The organism is Pseudomonas sp. FSL R10-2189 (assembly GCF_009600325.1).
Taxonomy (GTDB): Bacteria; Pseudomonadota; Gammaproteobacteria; order Pseudomonadales; family Pseudomonadaceae; genus Aquipseudomonas; species Aquipseudomonas helleri.
The window spans coordinates 37,504-54,453 of the sequence record NZ_WIVZ01000025.1 but is presented as its reverse complement, the minus strand read 5'-3'; the positions used below and the strand labels follow the sequence as shown (position 1 = coordinate 54,453).

14 protein-coding genes are annotated in these 16,950 nt (G+C 56.9%); 10 read left to right on the top strand and 4 right to left on the bottom strand.

Annotated features, from left to right (window positions below):
* Positions 1 to 8 precede the first annotated feature (8 nt).
* Both GHO32_RS17795 and GHO32_RS17790 read left to right on the top strand, forming a co-directional pair.
* A complete protein-coding gene (locus GHO32_RS17795; protein WP_153332720.1) occupies positions 9 to 1,508 on the top strand; it encodes a CoA-acylating methylmalonate-semialdehyde dehydrogenase in 1,500 nt (499 codons plus the stop codon).
* Positions 1,509 to 1,522: 14 nt separating this feature from the next.
* The gene (locus tag GHO32_RS17790) at positions 1,523 to 2,950 is read left to right on the top strand and encodes an aldehyde dehydrogenase family protein (protein ID WP_153332718.1); all 1,428 of its coding nucleotides are present in this window, start codon (positions 1,523 to 1,525) and stop codon (positions 2,948 to 2,950) included.
* Positions 2,951 to 3,011: 61 nt separating this feature from the next.
* Here the strand turns inward: GHO32_RS17790 and GHO32_RS17785 are convergent, their stop codons facing one another.
* Positions 3,012 to 3,932, bottom strand: a complete 921-nt coding sequence (locus GHO32_RS17785) for a LysR substrate-binding domain-containing protein (protein WP_153332716.1) — start codon at positions 3,930 to 3,932, stop codon at positions 3,012 to 3,014.
* Positions 3,933 to 4,121: 189 nt separating this feature from the next.
* On the opposite strand from GHO32_RS17785, the gene GHO32_RS17780 reads away from it, so the two are divergent.
* The 6 genes from GHO32_RS17780 (at position 4,122) to GHO32_RS17755 (ending at position 12,395) form a co-directional block, all read left to right on the top strand.
* On the top strand, positions 4,122 to 5,042 hold the full coding sequence (locus GHO32_RS17780; RefSeq protein ID WP_368668333.1) for an ABC transporter permease: 921 nt from the start codon (positions 4,122 to 4,124) through the stop codon (positions 5,040 to 5,042).
* Positions 5,008 to 5,913 carry an ABC transporter permease gene (locus GHO32_RS17775; protein WP_153332714.1) on the top strand — a complete coding sequence of 302 codons (906 nt, stop codon included), beginning with the start codon at positions 5,008 to 5,010 and terminating at the stop codon, positions 5,911 to 5,913. Before GHO32_RS17780 ends, GHO32_RS17775 begins: the two co-directional genes overlap by 35 nt.
* 116 nt (positions 5,914 to 6,029) lie before the next feature.
* Positions 6,030 to 7,556: an ABC transporter substrate-binding protein gene (locus GHO32_RS17770; protein WP_256665436.1), complete on the top strand. Its 1,527-nt coding sequence runs from the start codon at positions 6,030 to 6,032 to the stop codon at positions 7,554 to 7,556.
* 6 nt (positions 7,557 to 7,562) lie between these two features.
* A complete protein-coding gene (gene argH / locus GHO32_RS17765) occupies positions 7,563 to 9,068 on the top strand; it encodes an argininosuccinate lyase (protein WP_256665427.1) in 1,506 nt (501 codons plus the stop codon).
* Positions 9,069 to 9,078: 10 nt separating this feature from the next.
* Positions 9,079 to 10,914, top strand: coding sequence for a dipeptide ABC transporter ATP-binding protein (locus tag GHO32_RS17760; RefSeq protein WP_153332710.1), 1,836 nt, complete (start codon positions 9,079 to 9,081; stop codon positions 10,912 to 10,914).
* 137 nt (positions 10,915 to 11,051) lie between these two features.
* Positions 11,052 to 12,395, top strand: a complete 1,344-nt coding sequence (locus GHO32_RS17755) for an OprD family outer membrane porin (protein WP_153332708.1) — start codon at positions 11,052 to 11,054, stop codon at positions 12,393 to 12,395.
* Between the two features lie 48 nt (positions 12,396 to 12,443).
* Here the strand turns inward: GHO32_RS17755 and GHO32_RS17750 are convergent, their stop codons facing one another.
* The gene (locus GHO32_RS17750; RefSeq protein WP_153332706.1) at positions 12,444 to 13,067 is read right to left on the bottom strand and encodes a glutathione S-transferase family protein; all 624 of its coding nucleotides are present in this window, start codon (positions 13,065 to 13,067) and stop codon (positions 12,444 to 12,446) included.
* 206 nt (positions 13,068 to 13,273) lie between these two features.
* Positions 13,274 to 14,275: a LysR family transcriptional regulator gene (locus GHO32_RS17745; RefSeq protein WP_153442944.1), complete on the bottom strand. Its 1,002-nt coding sequence runs from the start codon at positions 14,273 to 14,275 to the stop codon at positions 13,274 to 13,276.
* Positions 14,276 to 14,374: 99 nt separating this feature from the next.
* Here GHO32_RS17745 and GHO32_RS17740 point away from each other — a divergent pair, with 99 nt between their 5' ends.
* Together GHO32_RS17740 and GHO32_RS17735 are read left to right on the top strand one after the other, a co-directional pair.
* Positions 14,375 to 15,565, top strand: a complete 1,191-nt coding sequence (locus tag GHO32_RS17740; RefSeq protein ID WP_153332702.1) for an MFS transporter — start codon at positions 14,375 to 14,377, stop codon at positions 15,563 to 15,565.
* Positions 15,566 to 15,665: 100 nt separating this feature from the next.
* Positions 15,666 to 16,058, top strand: a complete 393-nt coding sequence (locus GHO32_RS17735; RefSeq protein WP_153332700.1) for a tautomerase family protein — start codon at positions 15,666 to 15,668, stop codon at positions 16,056 to 16,058.
* Positions 16,059 to 16,126: 68 nt separating this feature from the next.
* Here the strand turns inward: GHO32_RS17735 and GHO32_RS17730 are convergent, their stop codons facing one another.
* Entirely contained in the window at positions 16,127 to 16,771 is a 645-nt protein-coding gene (locus GHO32_RS17730; RefSeq protein WP_153332698.1) for a TetR/AcrR family transcriptional regulator, read from the bottom strand.
* Positions 16,772 to 16,950 lie beyond the last annotated feature (179 nt).

Genomic DNA, 16,950 nt, shown 5'->3' with positions numbered 1-16,950 from the left:
GAGTCGTAATGGGCAGTATCGTTCCTCATTTGATCAACGGTGTGCGGGTTCAGGGCACTGGCCGCACCGCCGACGTTTACAACCCGTCCACGGGCGCGGTGAGCAAGCAAGTGGCTCTGGCTGACGCAGCGACTTTGCAGCAGGCCATTGAGGCCGCCAAGGCGGCGTTTCCGGCCTGGCGCAACACGCCACCGGCCAAGCGCGCGCAGGTGATGTACCGCTTCAAACAGTTGCTTGAGGAACACGAAGCGGCGATTGCCCTGATGATCAGCGAAGAGCACGGCAAAACGCTTGAAGATGCAGCGGGTGAACTCAAACGCGGGATTGAAAACGTCGAATTCGCCTGTGGCGCGCCGCAACTGCTGAAGGGTGATTACAGCCGCAATGTTGGCCCCGGCATCGATGCCTGGAGCGACCTGCAACCGCTAGGGGTGGTGGCAGGCATTACGCCGTTCAACTTTCCGGCCATGGTGCCGTTGTGGATGTACCCGTTGGCGATCGTCTGCGGTAACTGCTTTATCCTCAAACCCTCGGAACGCGACCCGAGTTCGACCTTGTATATCGCTGAATTGCTGATTCAGGCGGGTTTGCCCAACGGCGTGCTGAGCGTGGTGCATGGCGACAAGGAAGCAGTAGATGGCCTGATCGAGTCTGTGCATGTCAAAGCCCTGAGTTTTGTCGGTTCCACGCCGATTGCGCAATACATCTACAGCGAGGGCACCAAGCGCGGCAAACGTGTACAGGCATTGGGCGGGGCAAAAAACCATTGCGTGGTGATGCCCGACGCGGATCTGGACAATACCGTCGGCGCCTTGATGGGCGCAGCCTATGGCTCTTGCGGTGAGCGCTGCATGGCCCTGTCGGTGGCGGTGTGTGTGGGCGATGCGGTTGCCGATGCGCTGATAGCAAAACTGCTGCCGCAAATCCGTGGACTGAAAATTGGTGCGGGCACTTCCAGCGGCCTCGACATGGGGCCGTTGGTCACCGCTGCGGCGCGGGACAAGGTCAAGGGCTACATTGATGCGGGCGTTGCCCAAGGTGCTGAGTTGGTGGTGGATGGCCGTGACTTGCAGGTGCAAGGGCACGAAAACGGCTTCTTTGTCGGCGGTACGCTGTTCGACCGGGTAACCGCGCAGATGAGCATCTATACCGATGAAATCTTCGGCCCGGTATTGTGTATCGTTCGCGTGGGCAGCCTCGAAGCGGCCATGCAACTGATCAATGAACACGAATACGGTAATGGCACGTGCATCTTCACCCGCGACGGTGAAGCAGCCCGGTTGTTCTGCGATGAAATCGAAGTGGGCATGGTCGGAGTTAACGTCCCGCTGCCCGTGCCTGTGAGCTACCACAGCTTTGGCGGCTGGAAGCGCTCACTGTTTGGCGATCTGCACGCCTATGGCCCGGACGGGGTACGTTTCTACACCCGGAAAAAAGCCATTACCCAACGTTGGCCGCGCCGTGCCAGCCACGAAGCGGCACAGTTTGCCTTCCCCAGTCACCATTGAGCCGAGTGAACACAATGAACAATGCACTGAAGTTTTATATCGAGGGTCAATGGCTTGAGGCCGAGTCTGGAGAGACGCTTGAGGTGGTTGATCCCTCAACCGAACAGGCCTTTATCAAAATCGCCGTAGGCAATGGCGAGGATGTGAACAAAGCTGTGGCAGCGGCCCGCAGGGCTTTCCCGGCGTTTTCGCTGACCAGCGTCGGTGAGCGTCTGGCACTGCTGGAAGAGATTTTGCGGGTCTACAACCTGCGCTATGACGACCTGGTCCAGGCCGTCAGCCAGGAAATGGGCGCGCCGCTGCATTTTGCCCGCGACGCGCAGGTCTGGAGCGGTCGTGCGCACCTTGAGTCGACCATCAGCGCGCTGAAGTCGTTCACGTTCAGCGAACAGCACGGCACCACCCGTGTGGTGCGTGAAGCCATCGGCGTGTGTGCGCTGATCACGCCGTGGAACTGGCCGCTCAACCAGATCGTCTGCAAAGTCGCGCCGGCCATTGCCGCGGGTTGCACCGTGGTGCTAAAACCGAGTGAAATCGCACCGTTGACCGGCATCATCTTTGCCGAAATTTTGCATGAAGCGGGCGTGCCGGCCGGGGTTTTCAACCTGGTCAATGGCACCGGCCCGGACGTCGGCCAACCCATGAGCAGCCACCCGCAGGTCGACATGGTTTCGTTCACCGGCTCTACGCGTGCAGGCATCATGGTCGCCAAGTCGGCAGCCGATACGGTCAAGCGTGTAGCTCAGGAACTGGGCGGCAAGTCGGCGAATATCCTGCTGGAAGACGCTGACTTTGAGGTAGCTGTTGTCAAGGGCGTGCAGGGCTGTTTCTCCAACTCTGGGCAGTCATGCGACGCGCCGACGCGCATGCTGGTCCCGGCGGCGCAGCATGCCCGGGCGCTGGACATTGCCAAACGTACGGCGCAGCAACTGGTCACCGGCAGCCCGCGTGATGCCAACACCAACCTGGGCCCGGTGATCAGCGCGGCGCAGTTCGACAAGATCCAGGGCTTGATCAAGGCCGGAATCGAGGAGGGCGCCACCCTGGTGACGGGTGGTCTGGGCCGCCCGGAAGGGTTGGACAAGGGCTATTACGTACGCCCCACAGTGTTCGGTAACGTGCAGCCGAGCATGACCATTGCCCGCGAAGAGATATTCGGGCCGGTGCTGTCGATTCTGCCTTACGACAGCGAAGAGCAAGCCATCGAAATCGCCAACGATACCGTTTACGGCCTGGCCGCCTATGTTCAATCCACCCATCTAGAACACGCCCGCGCCGTGGCCGGGCGCATGCGTGCAGGTTCGGTGTACCTGAACTATCCGGACTGGGACACATTTGCGCCGTTTGGTGGCTACAAACAGTCGGGTAATGGTCGCGAATATGCGGGCTGGGGCATTCACGACTTCCTAGAAATCAAGGGCGTGGTGGGCTGGGGCAACTAAGCACTTGGCTTAAATCCCACGGGAGCGGGCTTGCCCGCATGAGAGCAAGCCCGCTCCCACATCAAGGTGCCACTTGATACATGGACAGGAACTGCGATTTGAACAGGCTCTCCATGACGTTCATAAAGTCCTGGGTCAGCCTTGAACGATGCTGGTGGCTAGGAAAGACCATGGAAATCTCGAAAGGGATATCCTGATCCAGCTTTCTGAAGGTAATGCCCGGGTATTTGGAGTAGGCCGCTGTAAACGGGTCGCAGATCGTGATACCCAACCCTCCGGCGACCATGCCACAGGCTGAGTGCGCGGCCGTGGTTTCCACATTGGACAGCCCGGCAACCCCGCGTGACTCCATGGCCGAACTAATGCGCCGTTGCAGCGGGTTGTGGGTATTGAGGCTAATCAAGCGGCGCTGGTGCAGATCCTCCAGTGAGATAACGCTTTTAGCCGCCAGTACATCGTCTACAGGAAGCACGCACACGGCACTGATGGGGGGCAGTGGAATCGTTTGTATCCCCGGATAGTCCCCCGACGGTATCTGAACAAAACCGATGTCTGTCTGGTTGGCCGACGTCAGCTCCAGAATCCCCAACGAGTTGCGAACATCCAATGATGTTTTGACCTCGGGGTGTTTGCGGGCAAACCGGCAAACACCTTCTGCAACCACGCTGAGCCCCAGCGTACTCATGGACGCGATTCGCAACGTACCGGTGCGCAGTGTCACCAGGTCGTCTGCAATGCGCTCAATTCGCTCGATCCCCTGATAAAACTTGTCGACTTCGGCGTACAGCACCTGTGCCTCTGCGCCGGGTATCAGGCGGTTGCCTTCACGGCGAAACAGCTTTAGCGACAGTATTGATTCCAGATCACGTACCAGCCTGCTGACCGCTGGCTGGCTGATCTGCAGGCTTTCGGCCGCAATGGTCATGCTCCCGGTGTGCATGACGGCCCTGAAGGCTTCGAGTTGGCGGGGGTTGAGTTTCATCGACGTGCTCGGCGTGGTGTGAGATGCATGCGGCGCCAACGTATAACATTTTGTTATGTGCGTCCAACATGTTGCCGGTTTGCGATAGTGAGGTGGCCGAGCGATGATTTGTCGGCGATGTTTCGCGATACAGCACTGACCGGCCACTAACGCCAGACGCTGCTGAACAAAATAAGAAGAGGGCAACTCGTGCTGAACTATACCTTGCGCAGGTTATTACTCCTGCTTCCGATGCTGGCGGGGGTATCCATCGTGGTATTCCTGGTGATGCATTTTATTCCAGGAGACCCGGCTCAACTGGCGGCCGGCCCCGATGCAACTGAAGAAGATATTGCGCAAATACGCCATAACTACGGGTTGGATAAACCGCTGGCCACGCAATACTTCATTTATGTGAAAAAGATAGTCACCGGCGACTTTGGTGAATCGTTCCAAACCTATACACCGGTACTGCAAGGTATCGCCAGAACATTACCGGCAACCCTTGAACTGACATTGGCAGCGATGCTCCTGGCAATCATTATCGGAGTGCCATTAGGGATTATCGCGGCGCTGCGGCCACGAAGTTTTCTGGACAGTTCACTGACAACGTTTGCGGTGTTGGGTATCTCCATGCCCGGCTTCTTTTTAGGGCTCATCCTGATGTCGATCTTTTCGGCTTATCTGGGGTGGCTTCCGCCGACGGGCAGAGGCGGCTGGCAACATTTGATACTGCCGGCCATCACCCTGGGCTTTCCTTATGTGGCGACGTTCTCGCGGCTGGCACGCTCCACCATGATGGACGTGCTCAAGGAAGACTACATTCGCACCGCCTACGCCAAAGGTGTCCCCAGTTATAAAGTTGTTCTTAAACATGCACTTTCCAATGCGGCGATTCCATTAGTAACAGTGTTCGGGATGGACTTCGGTCGCTTGCTGGGCGGTGCCGTCATTGTTGAAACCGTATTTGCCTGGCCCGGCATGGGGCGATATTTGATCGATGCAATCATGGCGCGAGATCTTTACGTCGTTCAGGGAACCATCCTTGTATTTGCGGCCCTCGTTGTAATCATTAATTTAATGGTGGACCTCGTATATGGCATCCTCGACCCTCGCATCACCTACAACTAAGACGGATGCACAGCCGTCGGTTAAACGTCGATTGGGCTTTGTACGGTTTCTGGTTTCCCATCAGCGCTGGTTCGCACTTAGTGCATTAATTGTCATTGTTGCCATGGTTCTGGCGGCACTTTGTGCACCGTTGTTCTTCGATTGGGACTCGGTGACCAAAATCAACTTGTCCAAATCACTGATTGCCCCGGGCAGTGACTACTGGCTCGGCACCGACCAGATGGGCAGGGACTTGCTCGGACGGGTTTTGTGGGGCGCGCGCATCACCCTGACCGTTGCGGTTTCCAGCGTGGCGATTGCGATGCTGGTGGGTGTTTCGGTCGGCGCTGCCTGCGGCTATTACAACGGGGCGCTTTCCAGTGTGGTGATGCGCATCATGGACTCCATGATTGCCTTCCCGCGCACCCTGGTGGCCATTCTGGTGATTACGGTGGCCGGTAACAGCATCTTGAGCCTGACTCTGGCGATTGCCATCTCCAGCATTCCGATCTATGTGCGCTTCTTTGCCGGGCCGGTCATGGCTCTGAGAAACCGCGAGTTTGTGCTGGCTTCCAAATCCATCGGTGTGAGTGACCTGCGCCTGTTGCTGGTGCATATCCTGCCCAACATCGGTTCGCTGGTGATTATTCAAATCACCGTATCGCTGGCCGAAGCCATCTTGATTGGCTCCGGGCTGAGCTTCCTCGGGTTGGGGCCACCGCCGCCCACACCAGAGTGGGGTTCGATGATCGCCGAGTCACGGCCGTTGTTGACCACACACCCTTACGTGTTGTTTGCCCCCGGTTGCGCGCTGGTGCTGACCATCTTGAGCTTCAACATTGTTGGCGATGCACTACGGGACTTTATCGATCCGAAATCACGTAACGCCTGAGTCAACATCAGGCGAGGCAGTGGCCGATAAACGCGACAACAATAATAAAGCGAGAAAAAAGAATGGGACGCTTAACGTTACTGGCAGCACTTATGCGCCGGGTTTCTGTGGTGGGCATGATCGGGCTGTCGCTCAGTTTACCGCTGGTTGCCCAAGCTAAAGACGCGGGCAAAATAACCTTTGTGCAAGGTTCTGATATCGATACGCTGGACCCGGCTGTCTCGCGCAGTGTGCCTTCTTACAATGTGATTAATCATGTGTTCAACCGCCTGGTGGCCTGGGATGGCCGCGATCGCTCGGCGGTTGTTCCGGATTTGGCCACTTCATGGTCAAAAACCGAAGACGGTAAAACCTGGACCTTTGTTCTAAAGCAGGGCGTGAAGTTTCATGACGGTACGGACTTTAATGCCGAAGCGGTGAAATTCAACCTGGACCGTATTCGTGACCCCAAGTTGGGCTCTCCGCACCGTTCGTACTATGCGGACATCAGTTCGGTCGAGGCGGTATCACCTTACGAACTTCGCATTACCACCAAAGAAGCTTCGCCGACGCTGCTGGAGATACTGGCCAAAGAGTCTTCGTCCATCAGCAGCCCAGCGGCGGTCACGCAATACGGACGGGCCTATGGTCATCATCCGGTCGGGACGGGGCCTTATACCTTCGACAGCTGGATACCCAATGATCAGGCGATTATTGAAAAGAACCCGGCCTTTTATGGTGAGCCCGGCAAACCTTCGAAAATAGTCTTCCGCCCTGTGCGGGAGGATTCATCCCGGGTGATTGAACTGCGCACCAACAATGCTGACGTGGCGGGCAATTTATCGCCCGAAGCGGCGATCGAATTACAGTCGCTCAACAAGTCTGATCTGTTGCGGGTGCCCAGTACGTTTCAGGTGTTCTTTGAAATGAACCTGACCAAGCCGCCTTTTGATGATCCGCGAATCCGTCGCGCGGTGAGCATGGCGATTGACCGTCAGGCGCTGGTCGACAAGGTGCTGCTGGGTTATGGAAAGGTCCCGACGGGGCCATTCCCCGAAGGCACGCAGGCACGACAAGTGTTTGAGCCGGTCAAGTACGACCCGGACGCGGCAAGAAAAATCATTAACGACGTTTACCCGGGCGGTTACCCCGGCACCGTGGTGATGTGGACACCCGCGGGCCGCTATACCAAAGATCGCCAGGTTGCCGAAGTGGTGCAGGGTTATCTCAATGCGGTGGGGCTTAAAACCGATTTCAAAGTGTGGGAATGGGCCACTTATCAAAAAAGTCTGTACCGCGCCGACCCTGGAAAGGGTACGGGTAAAGGCACTAACGACGCCAATATGTGGTTATTGGGCACGGGTCTATCGGACGCTGATATTCGACTAAGGCGCAAGTTGTCGACCGGTGATCCGCAAAACCTCACAGGTTACAGCAACCCGCAAGTGGATCAGTTGTTGAAACTCGCGGCCCATGAAATGGACGTTGATAAACGCCAGTCTTACTACAAGGACATACAGGAAATTTTATGGGAACAAGACCCCGATAATTTACCCCTGTTTGATCAGGAACAAATTATCGGCGTGCGTAAAGAGTTAACCGGTCTCGATGTTAATTACGAAGGGACCCTCGATTTCAAGAATGTAGAACTCATTAAACGGTGATTTAAGATGTCCAATTTACATGCCAACGAAGCCCTGTTAACAGATGCCCGTTTGAGTGCTCCGCCTGCAGAACGCATGGTCAAACATCATGATGTACCTGCGCTTGAAACCGAGAAGCGGCAATTCCATGAGTTCGTCGAAGTTGATTTGGCGCACACCGTGATGCTGGTTGAGCAACATATCCTCACCGAAGCAGTCGGAAAGTCGATTCTGCTTGAGCTGCGCAAAATACGCGACATGGTGCCTGCGGACTTCCCGTTCGACGTGAAAAAAGGCAGCTTTTTGCTGCAAGTCGAGTCTTACCTGTTTTCCCGGATCGGCGAAGATTCGGCCGGGCAAATGCACACCGGGCGCAGCCGTATCGACCAGGGCGCCACCGTACGCCGGCTGTACGATCGCAAGCGCATTCTGGGTGTGCTCGACCGCCTCAATGAGTTCCAGGGGGCGCTGATTCAAAAGGCCGCCCAGCACTCGAACACCATCATGCCGGGCTACACCCATATGCAACACGCTCAACCATGGGTGTTCGGCCACTACCTGTTGAGCTTTACCTCGCGTCTGCATGACAGCTTCAGCCGTCTGGTGCATGCCTACAGCCGGGTTAACCGCAACCCGCTGGGCGCGGTAGGGCTGGCAGGCACGTCGTGGCCGCTGGACCGTCAGCGCACCACGTATTTGTTGGGTTTTGACAGTCTGGTCGAGAACTCCAAGCTGGGGCGCGAAGCCTGGTATGCGGCAGAAACCATCAGCGCGTTGTCTTTTATCATGGCGGACCTCAACGACCTGGCCACCGACCTGCATATCTGGTCCAGTGTCGAGTTCGCCACGGTCGAGAGCCATGACGGTTATTGCGGCACCAGCAGCATTTTCCCGCAGAAGAAAAACCCCAGCGGCCTGGAAACCATCAAAAAGGCGGCCGGTGGCTCAGTGACCTGGTTGAGCACCGCATTGGCCACGTTCCGTGCTGAAGGCACTGGCGATCAGGCCATGCGTGATCTGCCGTTGATCCATGATGCGTTGGCCATTACCGACGGGATGCTCGATCTGTTTACCGGCATCATCGAGACCCTGATCGTGCATGAGGACCGCATGGCAGAGCTGTTGTCAGGCAGTTGGTGCACTGCGAGCAATCTGGCGGACGTGATTGTTCGTGATCGCGGTATTTCGTTCCGTCAGGTGCACCATGTGGTGGCGCGTCTGGTGCGTAACAGCTTGCGCGAGGGCGTGATACCGGCGCAGGTCACGGGCGCTGCCCTGGATACCGCGGCACTGGAAACCATCGGTTCGCCGCTTAAATATACGGATGAACAGGTGCGAGACGCACTCAATCCACGCCGATTTGTCGAGACCCGAACCTCTGCGGGCGGTGTCTGCCCGAACGAAATCGAGCGCTTGCTGACCATTGCCCGCGTTGAACTGGCCCAGGACTGCGAGTGGGTGAGTGAGCACCGCCTGAAGATCGCCCAGTCCCGTGCTGACCTCGATGCCGCTGTGTCGAAGATCGTCGACTAAGGAGCCGTACATGAACGAGAATTTGGTCGCTCGGGTTCGAAACCTGAGCGTGGGGTTTGGCCCGGTCGGGCGTGAATTGCCCGTAGTGCGCGATGTCTCCTTTGATGTGAGGCGCGGCCAGGCACTGGCGATAGTCGGTGAGTCCGGCTCCGGCAAGTCGGTCACGTCCATGGCCATGATGGGCCTGACCAAGCGCGCGGGCGGCAGGGTCTTGTCGGGATCGATGGAGTTGTACACCCGCGACAACCAGGTCATTGACTTGGTATCGGCCCCTGAATCGGTGATGCGTCACTTGCGCGGCTCGTCGATGTCGATGATCTTCCAGGAGCCTATGACCTCGTTGAACCCGGTGTTCAAGGTCAGCGCCCAATTGACCGAGGCAATCATTCTGCACAAGCGCTGCACCCGTGCAGAAGCTGACGCCCAGGCCTTGCGCATGCTGGATCTGGTGCGTATTCCGGATGCCCGGCAAGTGATGAACCGCTTCCCCCACGAGCTTTCCGGCGGGATGCGCCAACGCATCATGATTGCCATGTCGCTGGTCTGCGAACCGACCCTGCTCATCGCTGACGAACCGACCACCGCGCTGGACGTGACCGTGCAGGCGCAGATTTTGCGCATCATCAAAGAGCTGCAAAGCAACTTGGCCATGGGCGTTATCTTCATTACCCATGATATGGGCGTGGTGGCCGAAGTGGCCGATCAGGTCATGGTCATGAAACGCGGCGAGACCGTCGAGCAGGGCTCTGTCAACGTGGTGTTGCAGTCGCCCCGGCAGCCTTACACCCAAGCCTTGCTGGCGGCGGTGCCTAAAATCGGCTCGATGCAGGGGACGTTGCTACCCGCCAAGTTTGCGCTGATTGAGGACCAAACCTCCGCGGCCTTGGCCACGCAGCCCAGTGTTGCCCCTGACTACCAGCAGCCCCCCATCCTCAGCGTCAAATCGCTGTCCATTCGCTACGACCTCAAGGGCGGGCTGTTGGGCAGGGTTCATCGCCGGGTGCATGCGGTAGAGGCCATCGACTTTGACATCTATTCGGGTGAAACCCTGGCCTTGGTCGGGGAGTCCGGGTGCGGTAAATCCACCAGCGCGCGTGCCATTGCCGGGTTGATGCCGATCCAGGGCGGGAACATTGTTTTTGAAGGCAAGAGCCTCGGTTCATTGAACAAGAGTGGTTTGAAGACTTTGCGCCGGGACATTCAAATGGTCTTCCAGGACCCTTATGCCTCGCTCAACCCGCGCCTAACGATTGAAGACAGCCTGATGGAACCGCTGCAGGTCCATAACATTGCCCATGGCGCCGAAGCCCGCAAACAAGTGCGCAGCCTGCTGGAGCGTGTGGGGCTGTCGGCAGAACATGCGCAGCGTTACCCGCATGAGTTTTCTGGCGGGCAACGGCAGCGGATTTGCATTGCCCGTGCCTTGACCCTATCGCCCAAGTTGATCATTGCCGATGAAGCCGTGTCGGCGCTGGACGTGTCCATTCAGGCCCAGGTGATTAATCTGCTGCAGGACTTGCAGCGGGACATGGGCATTTCATTCCTGTTTATCTCCCATGACCTTGCGGTAGTCGAACGGGTGAGTCATCGCGTCGGAGTGATGTACCACGGGCGTATTGTTGAAATTGGCCCGCGTCACTCGGTCTTCGAAAATCCGCAACATGCTTACACCCAAAAGTTGCTGAGCGCGGTGCCTTCTGCGGATGTCACCGTGGCCAGAAAACGCTTTGAACTGATCGAGGAAGTGGCACCGAGCAGGATTTACGACATCAACTACCAAGCCCCTGGCATGAGTTACAGGGAAGTTGCCCCAGGGCACCTTGTGGCCAGTTCGAACATTATGTAAGCGTTTCGTGCAATGCGAAGTTAACGCCAGTTATTCAATACGCAGTCTGTTTGAGTCGTAAAGTTTTATAAGTGTGGCAAATAACAACAATAACGTGCGACTGACAGCGGGCTTTACGCCTGCATGGGAAAACACACATGAATAAACGTGCAATGGCACTCGGCTTGACCGTGGCCGCCTTTTATCAACCGGCCTGGTCTGCGGGTTTTATAGACGACAGTAAAGCCTCTATTGGGTCTCGCTCGCTCTATTTTGAAAGTGACCAACGTGGCAAGAACGGCGTCGATCAACGCCAGTCAGTCACGGGTTTAAGAGTGGACTTTAATTCGGGTTATACCGAGGGCTTTATGGGTGTCGGGCTAGATGTTCTGGGCTTGCTGGGCGTCAACCTGGACGGCGGCATTTCACCCCATAGTCCCGCCACCAGCAATACCATCACCCCGTTGAACACCAACGGTACGCCGGTTGATAACTGGAGCCGCGTGGGCGCCAATGCCCGCGTTAAAGTCGCCAAAACCGAACTGAAAGCCGGTAATGCGCTGGCGCCCAACTTGCCGGTGTTGGTGGCTAATGACGCACGTTTGCTGCCCCAGTCTTTTCAAGGCGCGATGCTTACCTCACAAGACCTCGATAACGTCACGTTCACGGCGGGGCAACTTAACCGCGCCATAGGGCGGGCTTCGAGTAACTGGGGTGGTATTGCGGCGGGCGGGCGCAAGGGCAGTGACGCCTTTCGATTTGCCGGAGCCGACTGGAGGCCCGTTAAAAACCTGATGCTGCAGTATTACTACGCGCAACTGGATGACTATTACGGGCAATCGTTTGTCGGGTTAGTCCATGACCTGCAAATAGATTCGCAACAGTCGCTTAAAACCGATCTGCGTTACTTTAATAGTCACTCTGACGGCAAGAACGGCAGCGACCCCGATTACCAATATAAAAGCGGTTATAACGCAGGCGGCACAGGGAAAATTGATAACACCACCTGGTCGGCGGCATTTACTTATGCGCTCAATGCCCACTCGCTGACCTTGGGCCATCAACGGGTCAGTGACAGTGGCGGCATGCCCTATATCACCAACGGCAACCTGGTGAATGGTCGCGGGCGCTCAGAGGGTGAGGGCGGGGCGAGTGTGTATTTGTACACCGATATCATGATCAACAACTTTACCCGCGCGGGTGAAAACTCCACTTTTGGTATCTACCGGTATGACTTTGCCGGCATGGGATTACCGGGGCTGAGAGCGCAATGGACTTATGTCAAAGGCCAGGATATCCGTGGCATCGGCAATACAACCACCGGGCGGTATAGCGAATGGGAGAGTGATTACCGCCTGGACTACACACTCCAGAGCGGCTCACTTAAAGGGCTAGGTGTGTCATTGCGTCGGGCTAACTTCAGAACCGAACTGCCGACGTCAACGTTGCAGAACCAGGACCAGACCCGGTTCTATATCAACTACACGTATGCGCTTTGGTAGCGCGATCTTTTGATCTTGGACCCATACCCGCTGGCTTAGCCCGGCGGGTCATGGCGTGCCATTTCTTCCGTGCAGGAGGTAGCCCGGTCGCTGACTCAAACGTTCGTAATAGTCGCTGACGGCCGGGAAGTCCGGGTGTGCAAGCGGCGTTTCGAACCAACGATTAACCGACAGGCCGACGGGGATGTCTGCAAGGGAAAATTCGTGGCCTGCAACGTAGGCACCGGTTGACTCAAGTTGGCGGTTGAGAATCTCCATGTGCCTCGACCAGTCTTTGCACGCGGTAGCCAGCGCCTGGCTGTCTTGATGCTCTGGCGAATGCCTGACCAGCGACATAAAGGCATAACTCCACGATTTGTTGAGATCCGACGCTTGCCAATCGATCCATTGGTCTATGCGGGCTCGAGCTCTCGCTTGGTGGGGGTAAAGGTTGCTGGCGTTGGAGCGGGAAGCCAGGTAGCGAATGATCGAGTTTGATTCCCACAGAATGAAATCGCCATCTTGAATGACCGGCACCATGGCATTGGGATTCAGTGCCAAAAACTCAGCGGTGTGCGTCGATTTGAAGCCAGCGCCCCAATCCTCTCGTTCAAAGGGTATTTCCATCTCGGCACAGGCCCAGAGTACCTTGCGTACATTGATTGATGATGCCCTACCCATTATGCGTAATATGCCAGGCCCTTCTCGTTTGAGGCTATTGGTGTCGACTCGTAGGTATATTCCACATTGGCCCGATTGCTTCAAGCCAAATCACTGTGGTTGGGGGGATTGATACGAAACCCGGGCTCCATCTGTGCCCGCGCTTGCTCGCGATCTTTTGATCTTTGCCGCCAGGCTTTACGGCTGCTGCGCAGCTGGACGTAGCCTCGCAAGGCTCGTCAACGGCTACAAGAACCAGGTAACCCCGTGGCTGCTGATCCAAGAGGCTCGATCAAACCACGCTGCCCAGCATCCTTGGCATCGAGCAATAAATCACTGGTTGCTCGACTGAAACGCTCAACAAGGAAGTCCAGCAATACCCGCACCCGGGGGCTTCGGTAGCGGTTGCTGTGTAAAACGGCATAGACACCTGCTTCGCGGATGCAAAAGTCCGGGAGCACGACTTTCAGTCGGCCTGCCCGTATATCCATGGCGGCATCCCAGATGGTTTTTCGGGCGATGCCGTGACCTGCCAATGCCCATTCCCTGGCCAGCGCACCGTCGTTGGTTTCCCAGGCCTCGCTCATGGGGACGACGTGATCCCACGGCTGCCCTCCAACCACAAAGTGGAAGGTATTCAGGGGGCCGGTCGACGTGACCAGGACGATGAACGTGTGCCTGGCCAGATCAGCAGGGGTTTCAGGCTCACCATGGCGTGCCAGGTATTCAGGTGACGCGCACAGTACCCGCCAGTTGGGGGCCATTTGGCGGGCGATCAGCGAGCTGTCCTGAGGCTGGCCAAAACGGATGGCAAGGTCGAGGTCGTCCTGCAGCAGATTTGACACCGAATCCGACAAGGTCAGCGCGATTTTCAAGTCCGGGTATAAGGCGCTGAAGTCTTGCAGCCAGTCGTTAAGCAGATTGCGGCCAAAATCGGCCGAGGCGGATATCCGCACTTTGCCACGTACTTCTTTACCACTGGCTTGAAGGCCGGCTTCGGCTTCGTCAATTGCGCGCAAGGCGACCCAGCATTGTTGCAAGTAAAAGCGGCCTTCTTCGGTCAGGCGTAACTGGCGCGTGGTGCGATCAAACAAACGGGTGCGCAGCGCCGCCTCCAGTTTGATCAATCGTGCGCTGGCCGCCGCGGGCGACAAGCCCAGTTTGCGACCCGCAGCCGACAAACTGCCGAGCGCTGCCGCTTCGACGAACAAACGCATATCACCCAAGCGGTCAGTGGCCATATTCAATCTGGATTTGAAGGTTCATCAAATGCTAGGCCAATTATCAAGGTTCTGGCAATTGCGCAGACTCTGGTCTTCTATCGCTACTGAGCACAGGCCATGACCGCTGAAACACTTTCTTCTTTATCGAGACCCCAAGAACGACTTCCGTTGGCGGCACTATTGGCGCTGACCATGGCCAGCTTTATCGCCACCGCCAATGAAACCGTACCCGCCGGGCTTTTGCCGCAAATTGCCGCAACGTTTGGTGTGTCGCAAGCCTGGGCAGGGCAGCTGGTGACCCTGTGCGCGCTGGGTTCAGGGCTGGCGGCTATTCCTCTGACCTTGGCGCTGCAAGGCTGGCGCCGGCGTGTATTGCTGATGCTGGCGGCAGGTGTGTTTTGTGTCGGCAATGCCGTGACTGCGTTCTCGCCGTGGTTTTGCCTGACCCTGGCTGCCCGCCTTTTTGTCGGGATAGCAACCGGTCTGGCCTGGAGCCTGCTGGCAGGCTATGCCAGACGCATGGTCGCTCCTGAGCTTCAAGGTCGCGCCCTGGCGCTTGCGATGCTGGGCATACCTTTAGCGTTGGCTTTAGGCGTACCGCTTGGGGCCTGGCTGGGTGCGTTATTGGGTTGGCGCTGGGTATTTGCAGCGCTTTCAGGGCTTAGTCTGCTGGTTATGCTGTGGATCCATCAGCAAATCCCTGATTATCCCGGGTTGCGTTCCGCTGGGCGTTTGCCGTTGCGCAACGTGCTGCAAACGCCCGGTGTACGACCTGTGTTGGTAGTGGTCATGCTCTGGATTCTGGCCCATTACACGCTTTACACGTACATCGCTGCGTTTATGGCGTCTGTTGGATTGGCCGTGCAGGTCGATCGGGGCCTGCTGGCATTCGGGATCGCCGCGATGATTGGGCTGTGGGGCACCGGCGTTTTAATCGACGGCAGGCTCAAGCGTTTGATTCTGATCAACCTGACCACCTTTGCACTGATAGCGCTTGCTTTGGGCGTGGGGCGTCTTAATGGTAGTGCACTGTATTGCTGCCTTGTGCTGTGGGGGTTGAGTTTTGGCGGAGCGCCGACGTTATTGCAAACGGCCTTGGCCGAGGTGGCGGGTGAGGGCGCTGACATCGCTCAATCAATGCTGGTGACGGTCTTTAATCTGGCGTTTGCAGGCAGTGGCGTAATCGGTGCAGTTCTGCTGACAGGCTGGGGGCCGCAAGCCATACCCTGGCTGGTGCTGGGGTTGTTACTGCCGGCGCTGTTTATCCTCGGTGTGGCTGGATCTATCCGCCGCTCAAGTGAAACCTGAGTTTTTCGAGAACACTGCGCTTGCTGCAATGTGTCGTTGCGCTTAGCGTAGAACCACGCGCTAACTCCCCCAGGCTCTCCCTTCTAAATAGGACTGTTCCATGCCTCTCGTCAGAATTGATCTTTCATCAGATACCTCTGCCCAAACCGCCGCTGCCATTGGCGATGTGGTTTACGAGGCGATGGTCAACGTTGCTAACGTACCTGAGCATGACAAGTTTCAAATCATTCACCGCCATGCCAAGGAAGAGTTGGTCTACCCGGCTGCGGGGTATCTGGGAATCAGTTACACGCCGAACATTGTGTTCATCCAGATCACCTGGAATGCCGGTCGCTCAGTTGAGGTAAAAAAGGCTTTTTACAAAGCCATTGCCGAGGGTATTCATGAGAAAACCGGGCTGAGAAAGGAAGACGTCTGGATCAATTTGATCGATGTCAAACGCGAAGACTGGTCCTTTGGTAACGGTGAGATGCAATACGCGCCGACGGAGTGATTGATTAACAATGCACACAGCGACTCAGGCGAGTCGCTGTTGCTTCACAACCTGCTTGCCCGCCAGCTTTAGGGCATGGCCGGTTTTGCTACGTCCTCTTTTTGAGCGTCTTGCTCCAGCAGCACCAGTGCACCGACGATCAGCGCGTGCATGCCTTGTTCAAGCTCGGCTTCCATCTCGGCTTCTTCTGCCGCGCGCTCCGCTTCCAGCACCGGTTCCCGACCGGTCACCGAATACACCGTATCGGCCACGGCGATACCGTGAAACGCGACGGTCGCCAGCAGCCAGCGCGCGCGCTCTTTTGAAAGGCCATAGGCCTGGGCGATATGGCTCTGATGGTCGTCGATTTTGGCGAGCATCGGTTGGGTCGCCGCCAGCCTGCGGATGACGTAAGGCGTCAGCCCTGGATGCGCCTTGACGAACACCCGCACCGAGGTGGCAAACACCATCATGTAGTCCTTCAGCCCGTTGTATTGATCAGCCCCGGCCTGGGGTATCTGCCAGCGGGTGAAGATCTCTTCGGCGACCATGCTCTTCAGCGCTTCGAGATTGGCCACGTGCTTATAAAGCGCCATATGGCTGACGCCCAGTGCCGCAGCAACGCCGACAAAGGTAATGCTCGGCAAGCCCATCTTGATGCCTGCTTCGACGATGCGTTCCCGGGTGATGGTACGAGGGCGCCCTCGGGTTGCGGGCAATTGTGGCGGGGTCATAACAGATCCTTGAACGTGGGTGACAGTCTTGTAGCCGTCTTGTCAGGATTTCGCAAATTAGTTTATAGTCATGCAACTAATTAAGATTGGCGTTTACAGTGGCGTTTCCAGAGCCCTGACGACGCTTGTATCCCTGCGAAGGAAAGCGCGAGCTTTCCAGCTCTCCTGAAATTCCGGAC

Bases quoted from the DNA above. Each gene is read 5' to 3' on its own strand.
- GHO32_RS17760 (WP_153332710.1), top strand. From the start codon at position 9,079: ATGAACGAGAATTTGGTCGCTCGGGTTCGAAACCTGAGCGTGGGGTTT.
- GHO32_RS17775 (WP_153332714.1), top strand. From the start codon at position 5,008: ATGGCATCCTCGACCCTCGCATCACCTACAACTAAGACGGATGCACAG.
- GHO32_RS17790 (WP_153332718.1), top strand. From the start codon at position 1,523: ATGAACAATGCACTGAAGTTTTATATCGAGGGTCAATGGCTTGAGGCC.
- GHO32_RS17770 (WP_256665436.1), top strand. From the start codon at position 6,030: ATGATCGGGCTGTCGCTCAGTTTACCGCTGGTTGCCCAAGCTAAAGAC.
- GHO32_RS17730 (WP_153332698.1), bottom strand. From the start codon at position 16,771: ATGACCCCGCCACAATTGCCCGCAACCCGAGGGCGCCCTCGTACCATC.
- GHO32_RS17745 (WP_153442944.1), bottom strand. From the start codon at position 14,275: ATGGCCACTGACCGCTTGGGTGATATGCGTTTGTTCGTCGAAGCGGCA.
- GHO32_RS17740 (WP_153332702.1), top strand. From the start codon at position 14,375: ATGACCGCTGAAACACTTTCTTCTTTATCGAGACCCCAAGAACGACTT.
- GHO32_RS17755 (WP_153332708.1), top strand. From the start codon at position 11,052: ATGAATAAACGTGCAATGGCACTCGGCTTGACCGTGGCCGCCTTTTAT.
- GHO32_RS17785 (WP_153332716.1), bottom strand. From the start codon at position 3,932: ATGAAACTCAACCCCCGCCAACTCGAAGCCTTCAGGGCCGTCATGCAC.
- GHO32_RS17795 (WP_153332720.1), top strand. From the start codon at position 9: ATGGGCAGTATCGTTCCTCATTTGATCAACGGTGTGCGGGTTCAGGGC.
- argH (WP_256665427.1), top strand. From the start codon at position 7,563: ATGTCCAATTTACATGCCAACGAAGCCCTGTTAACAGATGCCCGTTTG.
- GHO32_RS17735 (WP_153332700.1), top strand. From the start codon at position 15,666: ATGCCTCTCGTCAGAATTGATCTTTCATCAGATACCTCTGCCCAAACC.